The organism is Micromonospora sp. WMMD956, from assembly GCF_029626125.1.
Classification (GTDB): Bacteria; Actinomycetota; Actinomycetes; order Mycobacteriales; family Micromonosporaceae; genus Micromonospora; species Micromonospora carbonacea.
Genome location: NZ_JARUBI010000005.1, coordinates 5768917 through 5785316, shown reverse-complemented (window position 1 = coordinate 5785316; position 16400 = coordinate 5768917). Strand labels below are relative to the sequence as shown.

Genomic DNA, 16400 nt, shown 5'->3' with positions numbered 1-16400 from the left:
GGAAGCGCAGGTTGCAGGGGCCGATCGGCAGGGTCTGGTCGTTGCCGCTGCGGATCAGCCCTTCGCCCCGCAAGCGGAGGCTATCTTGTGACCGCTCACATTCACAAGACATCCATTCAGAGCAATCTCACCGGGGCGCGGACGCCACTTTTTCCGACCGTCCCGCAATCCGGTCACGGGGCGACTAAGCCCGTCGCCGGGAATGCGCGGACCACGGCCGGACGGCCTGGGGAAACTCGCTAAACCGGCACCAACCATCGGAGTTGCCGCGCGTCGGACTGTCGGGACCCAAGGTGTGAGATACGGCCGAGCCAGGCCAACCGTCACTCTTGCCATGATTGTTAAACCTATGAATACTTCGACGCCTCCGATCGGGTGGGCCCCACCAGCCGATCGGCTGCCCGGGGCGGCCCGAAAGGCTGCCCGTGCTCAGCTCCAGGAGGTACCACATGCGACTCTCCGGGTCCCCGCTGCACCGCGCCACCGCCGCGTCGGTGGCCGGCGCGCTGGTCGTCGGCGCGCTGACCGGCGCTCCCGCCCAGGCCGCACCCGCGACGCCCGCCTCCCCGGACACGGTCACCGCGCTCGCCGCCGCGCTCGGCGACCGCTCCGGCGGGGCGTACGCCCGCGCCGACGGCACCATGGTCGTCACCGTGACCGACGACGCCGCCGCCCGCAAGGTCCGCGCGGCCGGCGCCACCCCGAAGCTCGTCACCCGCGGCGCGGGCGAACTCGCCCGCGCCACCGCCGCCCTCGACAGCTCCGCGCGGATCCCCGGCACCGCGTGGTGGACCGACCCGGCGACCAACCAGGTCGTCGTCTCCGTCGACAGCACCGTGACCGGCGCGAAGCTCCAGCGCGTCGAAGCCGTCGCCGAGCGCCTGGGCGGCAGCGTCCGCATCGAGCGGGAAGCCGGGACGCTCAGCATCCGCGCCGCCGGCGGCGACGCCATCTGGGCCGAGGGGGGCGGCCGCTGCTCGCTCGGCTTCAACGTCCGCAGCGGCGACTCCTACTACTTCCTCACCGCCGGGCACTGCACCGACATCGCCGCCAACTGGTACGCCGACTCCGGGCAGAGCAGCCTGCTCGGCTCCGGCGGCACGGGCAGCTTCCCCGGCGACGACTACGGCATCGTCACACACAGCAGCGCGGCGGCCGCCGACGGCAGCGTCTCCCGCTACGACGGCACCACCCAGGACATCACCGAGGCCGCCGACGCCTTCGTCGGGCAGAGCGTGGAGCGCTCCGGCAGCACCACCGGCCTGCACGGCGGCACGGTCGAGGCGGTCGACGCCACGGTGAACTACGTCGAGGGCTCCGTCACCGGGCTGATCCGCACCACCGTCTGCGCCGAGCCGGGCGACAGCGGCGGCGCGCTGTTCAGCGGGAGCACCGCCCTGGGCCTCACCTCGGGCGGCAACGGCAACTGCTCCTCCGGCGGCACCACCTACTTCCAACCGGTGACCGAGGCGCTCGGCGTCTACGGGGTGGAGATCGTCTGACCAACTGACCGACCGACCGACTGGGCGGGGCGGGACGCCAGGCTGCTGCGGCGTCCCGCCCCGCCGTCACGCGCCCGCCGTCACGCGCCCGCCGTCACGCGCCCGCCGTCACCCGCCCGCCGTCACCCGCCCGCCCTCACGCGCCCGCCCTCACGCGCGCGGTGGCTCGCCGGGTGGGCGCACGCCTCCACCGGCGCCGAATTTCCTGGTGAACGCCTTTCCACCGCCTGTCGCGGCGCTTTTCGGCCCGGCACACGAAGGGGGGACGGCCGCCCGCGCGATTCGCCCCGGCACGCGTGCGCGCCGGCCCCGGTGAACCGCCGGCGGTGACGGTTCGGCGACAATGCCGCGTCGCGAGGACCAGCCCGTCCGGCCACGACTGACGGTGACGTGGGAATGGGGTGCGGGAGTCGAATCGCCCACGACGGGAGCACGGCCTTTTCCGCGCCGACCGTGGGACGGCCCACCACCGACAACAGCGCCGGTGGGCGCGGCGACGGACGCGATCCGCAGGCCATGGGAAAGCAGTTCCCGCGCCGTCCGGTCGACCCGCCCCGGCCGAGGACCGCCTTACGCCGCAACAGGATCCGGGACCGCGTGGGCGCCGGCGGCCGATCGGCGGGCGGGGACTCCACATCGGCCGAGTGCGCCCTTTCCGTTGAATGAGGCGGATTTCGACGCATTGCCAGGAACGAACGCTTAGCCCTCCGGGCGGCCGTTATCAGCGAAGGCACCGAATCACCCTGGGCCGAACGGCGGAAATTGTCCACCGCTGATCCGGTTGTAACCTTGTTGCAATATCCGTGTGGTCAAGTCGATCACATGACGATACCCGTTCCGGGAAAAACGATTCGGAGTGCGGGCCGGGCACTCCTATTGACGTCCGGGCTGATTGCACTGGCCCTTCCTCTGACAGCCGCACCTGTCGACGCCCAGGGCCCGGCCGCCACCACCATCGTGATGCCCGAGTGCGCGTGGGCGTCGAAATACGGGGTTACGGGGCTGAATGCCTACTGGCCCGACAGCGCCGCCACCTACTGGTCGACCGTCTACCCGGTGACGGAGGATCTGGAGATCACCATCTCCGGGGTCTTCCCGGACGCCCGCTACGCGTCCTTCACCGTCTACGACGACAAGCCCACCTGGTTCAGTCGTAACGGCGCCAGCTCCAGCCTGCCCGACCACCTCATCGCCCCGGACCCGGGCAGCGCCAACCCGTGGCAGGGCGTCAGGAGGCCCGGCGGCCGGTTCACCATCACGCTCAGCCCGGACGTGGCCCAGGGGCAGCCCAACCGGCTGCCGCTGTCCCGGGAGGACGCCCTGCCCGGGGCGAAGGCCTCGGTGATCTACCGGGTCTACCTGCCCAGCGGCGGCGACTCGACGGTGGTCCTGCCGACCGTGACCCTGACCCAGGGCGGTGTGTCCAAGACGCTGCCCACCTGCCCGCCCGCCCCGCCGCCGACCCCGTCCCCGACCGCGCCGCCGCCCTCCCCGACGGCCAGCCCGCCGCCGCCGTCCCCCACCACCTCGCCGCTCCCCACCACCACGCCACCCGCCACCCCGTCCGCCGCGCCGCCCGCCGCCCCGGCGGAGGACGGGCCGGCCGGCCAGCCGGCCGAGGACGGCCCCGCGGGCCTCGCGGACCGCCCCAGTCCTCCCCCGATAACCGGCGACAAGCTGTTCACCCGCACCTCCGAGGTGGAGAACCTCGCGCCGAACCCGGACAACGCCTACCTCGGCACCTGGCTCGTCCCGCCGGGGCCGGACCACGTCGTCGTGATCCGGGGCCGGGCGCCAGAGGCGGTCTCCGGGAACCGACCGGTCTCCTGGCCCCGCCGGCGCGCCGAGGTCCGCTACTGGTCGATGTGCACCAACCTGGGCGGCCAGTACAAGCCCGTCGTGATCAACCGGTTCGCCGACGGGTCGACGAGCTACGGCTGCCGCTACAACGACGAGACCCGGATCGACCGACACGGGAACTACGCCTTCGTCCTCGGCACGGAGGGGCAGCGGGCGGCCATCGAGGAGGTCAGGAACACCACCTTCGTGCCCTTCTCCGTCTCGTACCCGACGGTCCCGCACATGGTCCTCCTCCGCCACCTGCTGCCGGTGGAGGACTTCCCGTACGCCGTGCAGAACGTGCCGATGAACAGCTCGGCGGAGACCGCCGCGTCGATCATGGGGGCGTACTACCCGCTGGTGACGATCTGCTCGTTGGCCACGCTCACCACCGAGGGTCCCCACGGCTGCTCGGCCTGAGCGGCCCCGGCGCACCGCGCCACGATCGGGGCGACGACCGGGCTGCGGCCCGGCAGCCCGCCGCCCGGCCCGCTGGTCCCGCGGGCCGGGCGGACGCCCGAAGCGGCGGGGACGGCGCCGGCTGCCACCACGGCAGCCGGCGCCGTCCCCGCCGTAGGCGTCAGTTCACAGTTGTCCCGCGTCCCCGCGTGGGCGTCAGTTCACAGTTGTCGCCGCGTCCCCGCCGCGGGCGTCGGCCCAGCGGCGTTCGGCGCAGCCGCCGTCCGGCCGCCCGCAGCCGGAGCGGCCACCGGCGGCGACCCCGCGACCGGGGCGGGCAGTGGAGTGTGGGACCGGCCCGCCGACGCGCCCGACCGGGGCGACCAGATGCGCGAGCGCAGCCACCCTCGGCCGCCTCGGGCGGGCAGGGTGCCGGGGTGGCGGGTGCCGCCGGGACGGCTCGGCCGTCAGCGCACCGACCGCGCCACGGTGCCGACGGCGTACGGGTTCAGCACGTCGGTCGGCTCGTCGGAGAAGTCGACCTCGGTGCCCACCCCGAGCTGCGCGGCCAGTTCGACGAAGAGGTCCAGCGCGACGTGGTCCTCGAGCGCGATGCCGGTCGAGTCGAAGACCGTCTGCCCGTACCGGGCATCGGCCACGAGGCCCGGGTCGGCGCAGATCTCGCTGAGCGAGGGGCCGAGGCGCCCCGGATCGAGGACCTGGCTCTCGCCCTCCCGCGCCGCCTGCTCGGGATGGTCGGGGCAGACCAGCGCCCGGTCCACCAGCGTCCGGGGCAGCTCGACCTTGCCGATGATGTCGGAGCCGACCGCGTTGACGTGCAGGTGCTCCCGCAGCGCGGTGTCCGGGAAGACGGGACCGGCGCCGATGCCCACCGACGTCGCCGTCACCAGGATGTCGGCCGACCTCGCCACCTCGTCGGGGCTCGCCGCCGTCACCGCGAGCCCGGTGAAGCCGGCCCGGCGGCCGAAGGAGGCCAGGTGGGTGGGGTCGACATCCCAGGCCAGCACCCGGTCGACCGGGAAGACGAGGCTCAGGGCGTGCAGTTGGGCGACCGCCTGGGCGCCGCAGCCGATCAGCCCGACCGTCCGGCTGTCGGGGTGGGCCAGCGCCCGGCTGGCGAGCGCCGACGCGGCGCCGGTGCGCAGGGCGGTGAGCGCCGCGCCGTCGGCCACCACCGTCGTACGCCCGGTCCGGTCGTCGAAGCGGGCCACGCAGGCGGTGATCGTCGGCAGGCCGTGGTCGTCGACGTTCCACGGGCTGTACGAGACGACCTTGATGGTGGTGCTCTCGTTCCGTTCGCGGTGCGGCATCCACTCGATCACCCCCGGGGCAGGCCCCTCCCGCTCGAACGCCCCCCGGGCGGGCGACAGCTCGGCCACACCCTTGTGCACCTCGACGAATTTGTCGCCGAGACGCGAGACCAGTTCCGTCAGCAATGCGTCGACGCCGATCTCTTCCATTATCCGGCCGATGTGCCGCTGGGTCAGAATGAGCATCTCGCTGAAACCCTGTCTGTAGAGCCGCTGCCTCGATCCCGGAAGTTCTTTCTGCACGAAAGACACGATCGGCCGCACTCGGCCGGAAAGAGTCACCAGCAAATCCATAGGAGTCAATCAACATCCATCGGCATGCGACAACATCGAATAGTAGTTGCCGCAACGGCGTACGGCAATGGCCGAAGCAACCGCGAGGCCCGGGGACGCCGCCGCACTCCGATTCACATCGTTTTCACATCCAATATTCACGCCATTCCCACCTCCGGACCGTAAACACAACCGGAGCGAATCACGAAACATCAACGCGAGTCACTCTCTTTCACCACTCGCGCCACCGCGGCGACACGACCCGCGGGGAGCGTGTCCGGCCGGGGACCCGAGCCGGGGCGGGGCGGGCCGAGTGGCGCGGGACAGGGCGGGACGCCGGCGCATCGACAGCCCTCGTTGCCACAACACTTAACTTTCCTTATAGTGCGAGGACTCAGGCCACCTTCCCCCTCCCGGAGGCACCCGTGCGACTTCGCGGCAGAACGCTCCTGGCCGCCGGCCTCCTCGCGGCCCTCACGCTGGCCCCGCTCGCCCTGACCGGCACCGCCGGCGCGGCGGCGACGCCGACCGCGAGCTTCACCAAGGTGAACGACTGGGGCTCCGGGTGGGAGGGCAGCTACCGGATCACCAACTCCGGCAGCACCACGATCAGCTCCTGGCGGCTGGAGTTCGACCTGCCCGCCGGCACCACCATCGGCTCGTACTGGGACGCGCTGCTGACCAGCAGCGGCCAGCACCACGCCTTCGCCAACCGGTCCTGGAACGGCACGGTCGCCCCGGGCGCCTCGGTGACCTTCGGCTTCGTCGCCACCGGCACCGGCGGCCCGACCGGCTGCACCCTCAACGGCCAGCCCTGCTCAGGCGGCGGCACCCCGACGACCGCCCCGCCGCCCACCACCACTCCCCCCGCCACCACCGCGCCGCCCACGACGCCTCCGCCCGCCGCCGTCTCCCCGGTCGCCGCCAACGGCCAGCTCCGCGTCTGCGGCCGCCAGCTCTGCAACCGCGACGGCCGCGCGATCCAGTTGCGCGGCATGAGCACGCACGGCATCCAGTGGTACGCGAACTGCGCCACCCCGGCCTCGCTGGACGTGCTCGCCCGCGAGTGGAACGCCGACGTGCTGCGCATCTCGATGTACGTCCAGGAGGACGGGTACGAGACCGACCCGCGCCGCTTCACCGACCTGGTGCACCACTACATCGAGCTTGCCACCGCCCGGGGCATGTACGCCATCGTCGACTGGCACATGCTCAGCCCCGGTGACCCGAACGTCAACCTGGCCCGGGCGCGCACCTTCTTCGCGGAGATCGCCGAGCGGCACAAGGACAAGGTCAACGTGCTCTACGAGATCGCCAACGAGCCCAACGGCGTGCCGTGGAGCGCCATCAAGAGCTACGCCGACCAGGTCGTCCCGGTCATCCGCAGCCGCGACCCGGAGGCCGTGGTGCTGGTCGGCACCCCCGACTGGTCGTCCCTCGGCGTCTCCGGCAGCGGCGGCGGGGTGGACACGATCGCGGCGAACCCGGTCGCCGGCGGCAACCTCATGTACGTCTTCCACTTCTACGCCGCCTCGCACGGCGACGCGTACTACGACACCTTCGCCCGGGCCGCCGACCGGCTCCCGCTGTTCGTCACCGAGTTCGGCACCCAGGACTACTCCGGCGACGGCCCGAACGACTTCGCCATGGCCCAGCGCTACCTCGACCTGATGGCCAGCAAGAAGATCAGCTGGACGAACTGGAACTTCTCCGACGACTTCCGCTCCGGGGCGGTCTTCACCACCGGCACCTGCGGCAGCGGCCAGTTCAGCGGCACGAGCCGCCTCAAGCCGGCCGGCGCCTGGATCCGCGACCGCATCCGCACCCCCGACACCTTCTAGCATCCCCGGCTCCGCCCAACCCCCGGTGATCAAGAGGAAAGTGTCATTCCCGAGATCAACTTTGACGCTTTCCTCTTGATCACCGGGCGGGGGTGGGGCGGGGCGGGGGCAGGGCCGGGTGGGGGCAGGGGCGGGGTGGGGTGGGGTGGGGTGGGGGCAGGGGTGGGGTGGGGGCAGCCCGGGCGGTTACTGCTAGTGATGCTTCTTACTTTGGGTGGGACAGTGGGGGCGGTGGGGGGTGCGTGTCTGGTGGGGCTGACGAGGGTAGCGGTTTGCGTCTCCCGCGGGACTTCTGGGCGGTTTTGAACAGGGAAAACTGACCGATCGGACAGGGGGTGGTCGCAGATTTCGGTCGCCGGTCGGCTGTTCGTGGGAGCGCCTTCGGGGCGGTGGGCTCGGCACTCTTGAGTCGTTCCCGTTCACCGTGCGTAAGGGCCCCGACCATGTCGCAGCTCCTGCCCGCCGCCGACCGGCCCCTCCCGCCGGCCGTCGCCCCGGTCACCCCGCCCATCCCGGCCGCCCCGTCGTCGCCGGCCGTTGACCCGGCCATCGCCGTCGCCGCCCCCGTCGCCCCCGGGGCCCGCACCGCCGTGGTCGGCCTCGGCTACGTCGGCCTGCCCACCAGCCTGGCCCTCGTCGGCAGCGGCGCGCGGGTGATCGGCGTCGACATCGACCCGGCCCGGCTCGACGACATCCGCGCCGACCGGGCCGACCTGCTCGACGTCGACCGCGAGCGGCTCCGGGAGACGATGCGGGCCGCCGACCCGGCCCTGCGGCTCACCACCTCGATCGCCGAGGTCGCCGACGCCGACACGGTGCTGATCTGCGTCCCCACGCCGGTGGACCGCCACCTCGACCCGGACCTCACCGCGCTGCGGGCGGCCTGCGCCGCGGTGGTGGCCCACGCCCGCCCCGGTCAGACCATCGTGCTCACCTCGACCAGCTACGTCGGCACCACCCGCGACCTGCTGGTCGAACCGCTGGCCGCCCGGGGCCTGCGGGTCGGGCAGGAGGTGTGGGTGGCCTTCGCGCCGGAACGGGTCGACCCCGGCAACGACGGGCACCGCCAGGAGCTGACCCCCCGGGTCGTCGGCGGGGTCACCCCGGACTGCACGGCGCGGGCCGCCACGGCGCTGGCCCGGATCACCCCCCGGGTGCACCGGCTCGGCTCGCCCGAGGCCGCCGAGATGACCAAGCTGCTGGAGAACACCTTCCGGGCCGTCAACATCGCCCTGGCCAACGAGTTCGCCGACCTCTGCCGGGACCTGCACCTGGACGTCACCGAGGTGATCGACGGGGCGGCCACCAAGCCGTACGGGTTCATGGCCTTCCAGCCCGGCCCCGGGGTGGGCGGGCACTGCATCCCCTGTGACCCGCACTACCTGCTGTGGCAGCTGCGCGGGCAGCGCCGCGAGGCGCCGCTGATCGAGACCGCGATGCGGGGCATCTCCGCCCGCCCCCGCCGCGTCGTCGAGCGGGTCCGCGACCTGCTCGCCGGCGCCGGCCGTACGCTGCTCGGGGCCCGCGTCCTGCTGGTCGGGGTGACCTACAAGCCCGGCGTCGCGGACGTCCGCGAGTCGCCGGCGCTGGAGATCATCAGCGAGCTGGTCCGGGCCGGCGCGGACGTCGGCTTCGTCGACGACCTCGTCGCGTCGGTCCGCACGGCCGACGGGGCGACCCTGCGCCGGCTGACCGACCACACCGAGCGGGAGTGGGACCTGGTCGTCGTGCACACCGCCCAGGCCGACCTGGACGAGGCGTGGCTGGCCACCCAGCCGATGGTCCTCGACGCCACCTACCGGATGACCGGGCTGCCGCGCCGCGAGGTCGTCTGAGATGCCCGCGCTCCAACCGGTCCGGCGCGGCCTGCGCCGGCTGCTCGTCGCGCTCTGCCTGCTCCCGCTGATCGCTCTGCTGGCCCGGCAGCTGCCCCAGCTGCCGTACGCGCCGCTGGCGGCGTACTACGGGTTCGCCGTGCTCACCGCCACCGTCGCCGTGTTCTACCTGGCCTACGCCCGCTACGAGGACCCCAGCGAGGCCCCGGCGCACCCCCGGCACGCGGCCACGTTCCCGCCGCTGCCGCCGGCCCCCCGGGTGAGCCTGCTGGTGGCGGTCAAGGACGAGGTCGACGGGATCGAGGCGTGCGTGCGGTCGATGACCGGCAGCGACCACCGGCCGTTGCAGGTGATCGTCGTCGACGACGGCTCCACCGACGGCACCGCCGAGGTGCTGGACCGGCTCGCCGCCGAGCTCCCCGTCACCGTGCTGCACCTGCCCCGCAACGTCGGCAAGAAGCGGGCCCTGGTGCACGGGGCCCGGCACGCCGACGGCGACGTGCTCGCCTTCACCGACTCCGACTGCGTCCTGGCCCCGGACGCGCTGCGCCGCTGCGTCGAGGCCCTGCTGCGGCAGCCGGACCTCGGCGCGGTCAGCGGGCACGCCCGCGCGCTCAACCCCGACGAGTCGCTGCTCACCCGGGTGCAGGACGTCTGGTACGAGGGCCAGTTCCGGGTGGCCAAGGCCGCCGAGGCGTCGTTCGGGGCGGTCACCTGCGTCTCCGGCCCGCTGGCCGTGTTCCGGCGGGAAGCCGTGCTCAACTACCTGCCGGCCTGGGCGGCGGACCGGTTCCTCGGCGGCGAGTTCCGCTTCGCCACCGACCGGCAGCTCACCGGCTACGTCCTCGGGCAGCGCTGGATCGGCGTACGCCTCAAGCAGCGCTTCGCCGACTCGCCGTTCGTCCGCGACGAGGACCACCCGCCCCGGGCCTGGCGGGTCGGGTACGTCCGCTCGGCGCGGGTGTGGACGACGGTGCCGGCGCGGCCGCGCCCGTTCCTGCGCCAGCAGACCCGTTGGAAGAAGAGCTACGTGCGCAACCTCTTCTTCACCGGCACGTTCATGTGGCGGCGCGGGCCCGGCCCGGCGGCGCTCTACTACGGGCACGCGCTGTGGGTGGCGGTGGCCCCGGTGATGGCCTTCGCCCACCTGGTGTGGGCCCCGCTGCGCGGCTGGTGGGCGGTGCCGCTGCTCTACCTGTGCGGGGTGCTGCTCAAGGGCACCTTCTGGGGGCTGGCCTACCGGCTGGACAACCCGGGCGACCCGCGCTGGGCGTACCGGCCGCTGATGAGCGTGCTCTCCGCCACGGTGCTGTCCTGGCTGCTGCCCTACTCGGTGGGCACGATCCGGCGCGGCGTCTGGTCGCGGAGCGCGGTGTGAACGCGGGCCGGCGGCTGCTCGCCGGGCTGGCCCGGGTGGCGCTCACCCTCGCCGGTGCCGTGGCGCTGGTCGCGCTCTACGTCGTGGTGTTCACCCGTGGGGAGGTGCTGCGGTGACGCGCTGGTGGCCGCGCCCGCTGGGGGCGCTGCTCTCGCTGGTCACCCTGCTGGTGGTGGCGACGCCGTTCGGGGTCTCCTGGTACCTCGCCGACCTGCGGCGGCACGTCGGCGCGCAGCGGGACACCGCCGTGACCCGGCTCGACCCGGCCGACCTGCGCCGGTTCACGGAGCTGGCCGGCCGGATGCCGCAGCGGGCCGCGCCGGTGGTGGTGGCCTACCACGACGTCCGGCCGCACGGCGACGACCCGGCCGCGACCGAGCCGGGCGGCCGGGAGCACTACGTGGTCAGCCCGGAGGAGTTCGACGCGCAGCTCACCGCCCTGCGCGCGGCCGGCTACCGGTCGATCTCCACGGCGCAGTACGTCGACTACCTGCGCGGCGGCGCGGTGCCGGAACGCTCGGTCTACCTGACCTTCGACGACGGCACCCGGGGCCTGTGGGCGTACGCCGACCGGATCCTCGCCCGGCACGACATGGTGGCCGCCTCCTACCTGATCACCGGCCAGGTGGGCGAGCACCGGCCGTACTACCTGAGCTGGGCGGAGATCGCCCGGATGGCGCGCTCCGGCCGGTGGGACTTCCAGGCGCACACCCACGACCTGCACACCCGGGTGCAGACCGGGCCGGGCACGCAGGGCTCGCCGCTGACCCACCGGCGGTGGGATCCGGCCACGGGGGCGCAGGAGAGCCTGGCCGCCTACCGGCAGCGGCTCACCGCCGATCTCGACGCGATGTTCGCCGCGTTCGCCGCCCACGACCTGCCCCGGCCGCAGTTGTTCGCGTACCCGTTCTCCGAGGTCGGCGACGCCGTGACCGACCCGGCGGCGGCCGGGTTCAGCCGCGAGTTGGTGGCCGGGCGGTTCGCCGCCGCGCTGACCAACAAGTCGCGGGGGCCCGAGCCGAGCAGCCGCCGGTCCGCGGCCGGTGGCCAGGTCGAGCGGGCCGAGGTGTACGCCACGACGAGCGCCGCCGAGCTGGTCAGCGCGGTCGTCGAGCGCACGGCGGTGCCCGCGCGGGTCAGCGCCCCGTTCACGAACCCGTGGGACTGGCGCGACCAGCAGGGCGAGCCGATGACGGACCTGTCGTCGTTGACCGCCGGCCGGTTCACCGCCGCCAGCCCGCGCCGCGCCTACGGCACGCTGCTCGCCTACGCCAGCGCGGACTGGACCGACTACACGGTCGACGCCACGCCGCGTGGGCTGCGGGCCGACGGCGGCACGGTCACCCTGACGGTCCGGGTGGACAGCGACGACCCGGTGTCGGTGCGCGTCGCGCACGGCCGGGTGGCGCTGCTGCGCGGCGACCGGGTGGTCGCCGAGGCCGCCCTGGCCCCGGCCGCCACCCACCGGGTGACGGTGACGGTGCGCGACGGTGAGACCGTCGCCCGGGTCGACGACGGCCCCGCCCTGCGGGTGGCGACGCCGGCCGGGCCACGCGCCACCGGCGGGCTCGCGGTGGCGGTCGACGACGCGGCGGACCGCCCGCACCCGTCGGTCGCCGCCCTCGACGTGCGGGCCGCGGACTGACGGTTGGCGTCGTCCGCCGAGGTGGGCCGACGTCCCGGGCAGCCGTCACCGCGCGGGCGCGTTCCGGTCGGTCGTCATGACCCGGCGCAGGACGTCCGCCACTTCCCGGGGGTGTCGGTTGGTGAAGAAGTGCCCCCCGGGGAACACGTGCACCCGCAGGCCCGAAGTCGTGTGCCGCTCCCAGGCCTGCACGTCGGGGGCGGTGGTGAGGGGGTCGGCGGCCCCCATGAGGGCGATGACGGGACAGCCGACGACCGAATCCGGGTCGGGACGGTAGCGGCTGTGCGCCACGAGGTCGCTGCGGATGACCGGCAGGAACACCTGGCGCAGCAGCGGATGCTCCAGCAGCTCGGCGTCGGCGCCTCCCAGCGATCTGACGAGTGCCGCCAGCCGCTCGTCGGGGGCCGCCGAACCGGCGTCGTCGAGCAGGCCGGACAGCGTGAGGCGGGACGGGGCCGGATGCCCGGAGGCGACGAGGACGAGCTGCCGCTGGTCGGGCATGCGCCGGACGACCTCGTAGGCCACCACCGCGCCCAGGCTGTGCCCGAAGAAGATCATCGGACCGTCCCCGCGTGCCCCGGCGACCGCGTCCGCGGCCTGGTCGGCGAGGACGTGCACGTCGGTGAAGAGCGGCTCCCGCACCCGTTCCGCCCGCCCCGGGTATTCGACGCACGCCGTCCGGGCCGTGCCGGCCAGCTGCGCCGCGAGGTCCCGGTAGGAGCCTGCGGAGCCGCCCGAGTGGGGGAAGAAGAGGACCGTCCAGGGCGTGCCGGGCGACACGGACGCGGGGAACCCCCGTATCCACGGTGTGGCTTCGCGCATGACCACCGCCTCCTGCGAGGAAGCGGAGGTCAGACGGAGTGGAGCAGGGCGAGCGTCCGCGTGAGCTCGTCGCGCAGCGCCTGCCCGGCCGCCTCGGCGTCTCCCGCCACGATGGCGCGCACCAGCACGGCGTGCCCCTCGTCGCCGTGGTTCGGGTCGTCGAAGCGCAGGCTGAGCAGCTCCACCAGGTCGAGCAGCCGTTGTTGCAGCACCGGCACGAACTCGGTGAACAGGCCGGTGAGCACCGGGTTGTGCGCCGCGGCGACCACGTGCTCGTGCAGGGCGATGTCGGCCGCGACGAACTCGGCGTTGCCGGCGTCCGCGGCATCGCGACGCCTGGTCAGGGCCCCGTGCAGGGCAGCGATGTCGTCGTCGGTCCGGCGCTGCGCGGCAAGCTGCGCGGCGGCGACCTCGACGAGCATCCGGACCTCGTAGACGTCGGTGATGACCGCCTGGCGGAGCTGGGTGGACCAGTCGTCTCTGGGCCTGGTCGCGATGACGAAGACACCGGATCCCTGCCGCGCCTGCACCAGCCCCGCGCCGGCGAGGGCCCGCAGGGCCTCACGGACGGTCGAACGCCCCACACCGAGGGATTTGGCCAGGGCGGTCTCGCCGGGGAGCTTCGTTCCCACGGACCATTCACCGCCGGTGATCTGCTCGCGCAGGCGGTCGGTGGCCTGCTCGACCAGAGGGGACGGCCGCAAGGCACCTAGTGACATGTGAGATTCACCCTTCCATACCTATCCGGTTGTCTGAGGAGCTGAGTTGTGGTTACAGTACTCCCCATGCTGCCGCACGAGCTTCTCCTCGGCTGCCGCTGCGGGGCCTGACACGACCGGCACCCCGCAGCGGGGTCCCGGGCTGCGCCGGTCACCGAATGGCCGACCGAAAGAAGTTCCGCACCATGATTTCCCACTCTCCGGGGATGGTCTTCCCCACCCTGCGCACTCCCACCGGCCCCGTCCCCGCGGATGCGCCACGCTGGAACCCCCAGCGCCCGAGCGCGATGCCGCACCACCGCTACCAGTCCGCGCACGACCGGGTCGCCCTGCCGCTCACGGACAGGACCTGGCCCTCGCGGCGGATCGAGCGAGCTCCCCTGTGGGTGCCTGTCGACCTGCGCGACGGCAACCAGGCGCTGGCCGAGCCGATGGACACCGAGCGCAAGCGCCGGATGTTCGACCTCCTGGTCACCATGGGCTTCAAGGAGATCGAGGTAGGCTACCCCTCCGCCAGTCAGACCGACTTCGACTTCGTGCGCCACCTGGCCGACAGCGACGCCGTCCCTGAGGACGTCACCATCTCCGTGTTCACCGCGGCCCGCAAGGACCTGATCGACCGGACCATCGCCTCCGTCGACGGGCTCCCCCGCACCCTCGTGCACCTCTACACCGCGACCGCCCCCACGTGGCGGAACGTGGTTCTCGGCCGGTCCCGTGCCGAGGTCCACGAGCTGATCCGGGCCGCCGCCCTCTACGTGCTGCGCCGCGCCGAGGAGCGTCCGGGGGCCGACATCCGGTTCGAGTTCTCCCCGGAGGTCTTCAACCTCACCGAACCGGACTTCGTCCTGGAGGTCTGCAACGGTCTGACCGAGCTGTGGGAGGCGAGTCCGGACCGGCCGGTGGTCCACAACCTGCCGGCGACGGTCGAGATCGCCACCCCCAACGTGTACGCGGACCAGATCGAGTACATGGACCGTCATCTGGCGCGCCGCGAGTCGGTGATCCTGTCGGTCCACCCGCACAACGACCGCGGCACCGGCGTCGCCTGCGCCGAGCTCGCCGTCCTGGCGGGGGCGCAGCGGGTGGAGGGCTGCCTGTTCGGCAACGGTGAGCGCACCGGCAACGTCGACCTGGTGACCCTGGCGCTGAACCTGTACGCGCAGGGCGTGAACCCGATGATCGACTTCTCGGACATCGACGCGGTGCGCGAGGTGGTGGAGCACTGCAACCGGCTGCCGGTCCACCCCCGCCACCCCTACGGGGGCGACCTCGTGCACACGGCCTTCTCCGGCACCCACCAGGACGCCATCGCCAAGGGCATGACCCACCACGCCAAGCAGGCCGCCGACATGGGCGTCCCCGCCGAGCAGGCCCCATGGGCGGTGCCGTATCTGCCCATCGACCCGGGCGACATCGGCCGCACGTACGAGGAGGTCATCCGCATCAACTCCCAGTCCGGCAAGGGAGGTATCGCGCATCTCCTGCGTACCCACCACAGCCTGGACCTGCCCCAGGCCATGCGCCCGGACTTCTCCCGTGCCGTGCAGCAGGTCACCGACGCCACCGGTCAGGAGCTCACCCACAAGGAGCTGTTCGAGCTCTTCCGCGCCACCTACCTCGCTCCGGCCCTGGACGGCCCGGTCACCCTGGTTTCCTGGAGCACCGCGCAGACCGCGCCCGGCGAGCACCAGTTCACCTGCACGCTGCAGATCGACGGGCAGGAACGCTCCTGCCGGGGTGCCGGCAACGGGCCGCTGTCCGCCCTCGCCGAAGCCCTCCGCGGCGTCGGCATCACGATCGACATCCTCGGCTATGCCGAGCACTCCATCGCCGCGGGCCCGGGCAGTCCTGCCGTCGCCTACGCCGAGTGCCGCGTGGACGACGTCACCTGCTGGGGCGCCGGCTGGGACACCTCCGTGTTGACCGCATCGGTGCACGCGGTCATGGCCGCCGTCAACCGCTCCGGGCGGGCCCCCTCGTGAACGCACCCCCGGTGCTGCGCGTGACGGACGCGACCGTCGTCCGCGACGGCAACCCGATCCTGCACGAGGCGTCGCTGACGGTGCGGTCCGGCGAGCACTGGGCGCTACTCGGCCCCAACGGGGCGGGCAAGAGCACGCTGCTCAGCCTTCTCGGGGCCGTCGCGCACCCCACCCGTGGCACCGTCGAGGTGCTGGGCCACCGGCTGGGGCGGGTCGACATGCGCGAGTTGCGTTCCTACGTCGGCCACGTCAATCCGCGGCACGATCTGCGTTCGCCCCTCACGGTGCAGGACGTCGTGCTGACCGGGCTGACCAACACCGTCGAACGCATCCCCCGCTGGGAGCCGACACCCGAGCAGGTCGCGATGGCCGACCGCCTGATCGGCCTGCTCGGCCTCAGCGAGCGCCACGGGGCGCGCTGGCCGACCCTGTCCCAGGGGGAACGGGGCCGTGCGCTCATCGCCCGCGCGCTGATGCCCAGCCCGCGCCTTCTGCTGCTCGACGAGCCCGCGACCGGTCTCGACGTCGCCGGCCGGGAACAGCTCATCGAGCGGCTCGACACGCTGCAACACACCTACCCGGAGCTCGCGTCCGTCCTGGTCACCCACCATCTGGAGGAGCTTCCTCCGGGGACGACCCACGTGCTGCTGCTGCGCGAGGGGCGCTGCCTGGCGTCGGGTCCCGCCGACGAGGTCCTCACCAGCGACCAGGTCAGCAAGTGCTTCGACCACCCCATCCGGCTCACTCGCGCGGAAGGACGTTGGAGCGTGCGGGCGTACCGCCCGGCCGGACCACGAGTCGGCTGAGGCGGTGGTGGCGGTGATGCGCGCC

General features: G+C 73.1%; 11 protein-coding genes. 8 read left to right on the top strand and 3 right to left on the bottom strand.

Annotation, left to right across the window (positions count from 1 at the left end; all coding sequences use genetic code 11):
• Nucleotides 1-449 precede the first annotated feature (449 nt).
• Together O7628_RS25365 and O7628_RS25360 are read left to right on the top strand one after the other, a co-directional pair.
• Nucleotides 450-1502: a S1 family peptidase gene (locus O7628_RS25365; RefSeq protein WP_278134313.1), complete on the top strand. Its 1053-nt coding sequence runs from the start codon at nucleotides 450-452 to the stop codon at nucleotides 1500-1502.
• Between the two features lie 1056 nt (nucleotides 1503-2558).
• Nucleotides 2559-3761 carry a hypothetical protein gene (locus tag O7628_RS25360; protein WP_278134311.1) on the top strand — a complete coding sequence of 401 codons (1203 nt, stop codon included), beginning with the start codon at nucleotides 2559-2561 and terminating at the stop codon, nucleotides 3759-3761.
• A 446-nt stretch (nucleotides 3762-4207) separates the two neighbouring features.
• Here O7628_RS25360 and O7628_RS25355 read toward each other — a convergent pair whose 3' ends face one another.
• A complete protein-coding gene (locus O7628_RS25355; protein ID WP_278134309.1) occupies nucleotides 4208-5257 on the bottom strand; it encodes an ornithine cyclodeaminase family protein in 1050 nt (349 codons plus the stop codon).
• Between the two features lie 536 nt (nucleotides 5258-5793).
• Here O7628_RS25355 and O7628_RS25350 point away from each other — a divergent pair.
• From O7628_RS25350 to O7628_RS25335, 4 genes are all read left to right on the top strand, one after another.
• The gene (locus O7628_RS25350; protein ID WP_278136400.1) at nucleotides 5794-7185 is read left to right on the top strand and encodes a cellulase family glycosylhydrolase; all 1392 of its coding nucleotides are present in this window, start codon (nucleotides 5794-5796) and stop codon (nucleotides 7183-7185) included.
• 443 nt (nucleotides 7186-7628) lie between these two features.
• A complete protein-coding gene (locus O7628_RS25345) occupies nucleotides 7629-9020 on the top strand; it encodes a nucleotide sugar dehydrogenase (protein WP_278134308.1) in 1392 nt (463 codons plus the stop codon).
• Between the two features lies 1 nt (nucleotide 9021).
• Nucleotides 9022-10398 (top strand): glycosyltransferase, encoded by a 1377-nt coding sequence (locus O7628_RS25340; RefSeq protein ID WP_278134306.1) that lies wholly within the window; start codon nucleotides 9022-9024, stop codon nucleotides 10396-10398.
• 112 nt (nucleotides 10399-10510) lie between these two features.
• The gene (locus tag O7628_RS25335) at nucleotides 10511-12043 is read left to right on the top strand and encodes a polysaccharide deacetylase family protein (protein WP_278134304.1); all 1533 of its coding nucleotides are present in this window, start codon (nucleotides 10511-10513) and stop codon (nucleotides 12041-12043) included.
• 45 nt (nucleotides 12044-12088) lie between these two features.
• On the opposite strand, the gene O7628_RS25330 is transcribed toward O7628_RS25335, so the two are convergent.
• Nucleotides 12089-12865, bottom strand: a complete 777-nt coding sequence (locus O7628_RS25330) for an alpha/beta fold hydrolase (RefSeq protein WP_278134302.1) — start codon at nucleotides 12863-12865, stop codon at nucleotides 12089-12091.
• A gap of 29 nt (nucleotides 12866-12894) precedes the next feature.
• The gene (locus tag O7628_RS25325) at nucleotides 12895-13584 is read right to left on the bottom strand and encodes an FCD domain-containing protein (protein ID WP_278134300.1); all 690 of its coding nucleotides are present in this window, start codon (nucleotides 13582-13584) and stop codon (nucleotides 12895-12897) included.
• Between the two features lie 287 nt (nucleotides 13585-13871).
• Here O7628_RS25325 and leuA point away from each other — a divergent pair, with 287 nt between their 5' ends.
• Together leuA and O7628_RS25315 are read left to right on the top strand one after the other, a co-directional pair.
• Nucleotides 13872-15569 (top strand): 2-isopropylmalate synthase, encoded by a 1698-nt coding sequence (gene leuA / locus O7628_RS25320; RefSeq protein WP_278136399.1) that lies wholly within the window; start codon nucleotides 13872-13874, stop codon nucleotides 15567-15569.
• A gap of 20 nt (nucleotides 15570-15589) precedes the next feature.
• Nucleotides 15590-16375, top strand: coding sequence for an ATP-binding cassette domain-containing protein (locus O7628_RS25315; RefSeq protein WP_278134298.1), 786 nt, complete (start codon nucleotides 15590-15592; stop codon nucleotides 16373-16375).
• The last annotated feature ends 25 nt before the right edge of the window (nucleotides 16376-16400 follow it).

What these genes read in the sequence shown, in the direction of transcription:
- O7628_RS25325 (WP_278134300.1), bottom strand. Translation starts at nt 13,584, where the DNA reads ATGTCACTAGGTGCCTTGCGGCCGTCCCCTCTGGTCGAGCAGGCCACC.
- O7628_RS25345 (WP_278134308.1), top strand. Translation starts at nt 7,629, where the DNA reads ATGTCGCAGCTCCTGCCCGCCGCCGACCGGCCCCTCCCGCCGGCCGTC.
- O7628_RS25340 (WP_278134306.1), top strand. Translation starts at nt 9,022, where the DNA reads ATGCCCGCGCTCCAACCGGTCCGGCGCGGCCTGCGCCGGCTGCTCGTC.
- O7628_RS25365 (WP_278134313.1), top strand. Translation starts at nt 450, where the DNA reads ATGCGACTCTCCGGGTCCCCGCTGCACCGCGCCACCGCCGCGTCGGTG.
- O7628_RS25355 (WP_278134309.1), bottom strand. Translation starts at nt 5,257, where the DNA reads ATGCTCATTCTGACCCAGCGGCACATCGGCCGGATAATGGAAGAGATC.
- leuA (WP_278136399.1), top strand. Translation starts at nt 13,872, where the DNA reads ATGCCGCACCACCGCTACCAGTCCGCGCACGACCGGGTCGCCCTGCCG.
- O7628_RS25330 (WP_278134302.1), bottom strand. Translation starts at nt 12,865, where the DNA reads ATGCGCGAAGCCACACCGTGGATACGGGGGTTCCCCGCGTCCGTGTCG.